The sequence below is a fragment of the Armatimonas sp. genome (genome assembly GCF_031410135.1).
Classification (GTDB): domain Bacteria; phylum Armatimonadota; class Armatimonadia; order Armatimonadales; family Armatimonadaceae; genus Armatimonas.
On sequence record NZ_JANNYP010000132.1, the window covers coordinates 1 to 2152 of the forward strand.

Below are 2152 nucleotides of genomic sequence, written 5' to 3' on the forward strand. Positions count from 1 at the left end.
CCCCGACGCGATTCTGCTCGGGGCGTATCTCCCCGCGCCGGATCTGAGTGTGGCGAATCTGCGTGGGGCGAATCTGAGTTGGGCGGATCTGCGTGGGGCGAATCTGACTGGGGCGAATCTGACTGGGGCGAATCTGAAAGGGACGAATCTGAGTGAGGCGAGTCTGACTGGGGCGAATCTGACTGGCATCAAGAAAGACGCGTATACGAATGGCCTCTAACCCTTGTCCTCGTCCACATATCACACGGGCGGTAGGGACAGCACTCTGGCTGTCCCTACCGTTTTTTTGACGCTATCGTATCGGAGGAGCCTCTTCCTAAGGAGCGTTTTGGAAGAGTTGCCGAATGGAACTCAATCGAAGGTGGGTCGCTTTAGGCTTGATCGGTTTCAAAGATGGCTTGACAAGCAGGGCGCACTACAGCGCCCTGCACGCTCTATCCGTCTATACGAGTTTCTTTCCGAAGTTCCAGCAGGAATGCTTCCGTTCGACGCGCGGTGTCATTGGGATTGGGATCATTGGGGTTCACCGTCAGCTCGTCCCCGCTGGCGAGCATTCGCCGGACACTCGCTTGACGAACCGCGAGGGGAGATGCCTTGGACTGGGAAGCAGGCGCAGCAAAACCGGCTGCCGCTAGCGCTCCAGCAATATCCTCGACCATTTCCCCAATCTGCCTCGCCATATCGTAGGTGGGACTTTTAGTCCCATCGGAGAGGCGTGACACAAACAGATACTCCTGGTTGATATATCTCGCGATCTCTTGGAGCGAGGTTCCCTTGCTTACTGCCACCTCATCCATCCACTGGCCAAAGGGCGATGCTTTGTCTCGCTTGCCTTTTGCCTTTTCCGATTGTGCCATCTCAGTACTCCCTTCGGTTAGTCTGAGCATACCATCTAAGGCTCCTACTTTTCTGGGGGGTGTAGACCCGGCATTTCCCTGGACACTTTTCCCATAGGCACTTTCGTAAAACGGGTTTCAGGCAGTCTTCTTATAGTCTGTTTGAACAACCGTTTATTTGCGCTGTCGATTTTAAAGTGAGGCAGCTCATAACCTCCACAGGTTGGCAGTTTTCAAGGTATTAATAGGCAAATGCACTAATATGATATAATTCACTGTACCGTAAATTATATGAAATCAGTGAATATATCCATCGAAAGCCTCGTCGCTGAACTCGCCGCTTTACCCGGAGTCCAAGTGGAGCGAGCACAGGACGTAGACCTCCTTCAGGTGTGCGTTGCTGGGGTAAGCGTACTCCTACGAGTCGTCGAGCGAGCCAATGGCTTCCCACGAGACGTACAAGCTGCCGTCCTTCCTAGGCGGGCTCAGCTCGCACCCGAGGAGATCCTGTTTGTCGCTGCCCCGAGCCTAACAGCCGCCAGTCGCCAATGGCTCCAAGCCGAAGGGGTAGGCTACTTCGATCTGAATGGGCATCTGTTTGTTCATGCAAAGGGAATCTATATCTTACGAGAGCAGATGGCGGCAAAAGCCCAGCCCTCACGAAGCTCAGAGCCAGACATCTTTCAGGGCAAGACTGCTTGCGTCCTTCATGCCCTCCTTCAAAGCCCAAATCAGGCTTGGCATGTCACCGAACTGGCTCAAGAAGCCAAGGTCGCTGCGGGAACGGCTCTGAAGGTCTGTGAGACGCTGGAGAAGATGCTCTGGATGGAGCGCTCCGGACGTGGACCGTTGTCAACCCGCAAGCTCACTGCGCCAGATGCCCTGCTGGATGCCTGGGCTGCCAAACATCGCCTGAAGGACTATGACATCCAGCGCTACTACCGCTGGAGCGGCTCGCTGGAGGAGCTGGCCTTGGCACTTGGAGAGAGCCTGGAGCAGAAGGGAATACCCTACGCGGCCACGCTGACTTTGGGAGCGCTCCATCGTGCCCCGCACCTGAGTGAGCTGAGCGAGCTTGCTTTTCTCTTGCCTGCCCAAGCCGATCTGACAGCACTCGTGGCGGAGCATAAACTCCAGCCTGCTGAGGAGGGGGCCAACGTACTCTTCCTGCGCACCAAAACGGATGGGGCGTTTCTCTACCGCCAGCACTGTGAGGAACTCTGGGTTGCCAGTGACGTGCAACTCTACCTGGACCTGTGGGCATCGCCTGGACGCGGCAAGGAGCAAGCGGCACATCTACGACGTGAAAGACTGGC

Annotated in this window: 3 protein-coding genes; 2 read left to right on the plus strand and 1 reads right to left on the minus strand. The window is 55.9% G+C overall.

The genetic code is table 11. From position 1 onward, the window contains the following. On the plus strand, positions 1-220 hold a 220-nt coding region (locus RMO15_RS04840), incomplete at its 5' end, for a pentapeptide repeat-containing protein (protein ID WP_309708574.1). A 214-nt stretch (positions 221-434) separates the two neighbouring features. Here RMO15_RS04840 and RMO15_RS04845 read toward each other — a convergent pair. Then, positions 435-857 carry a hypothetical protein gene (locus tag RMO15_RS04845; RefSeq protein ID WP_309708576.1) on the minus strand — a complete coding sequence of 141 codons (423 nt, stop codon included), beginning with the start codon at positions 855-857 and terminating at the stop codon, positions 435-437. Between the two features lie 279 nt (positions 858-1136). Here RMO15_RS04845 and RMO15_RS04850 point away from each other — a divergent pair. Beyond that, positions 1137-2152: type IV toxin-antitoxin system AbiEi family antitoxin (locus RMO15_RS04850; protein WP_309708578.1), on the plus strand; the 1016-nt coding region annotated here is incomplete at its 3' end.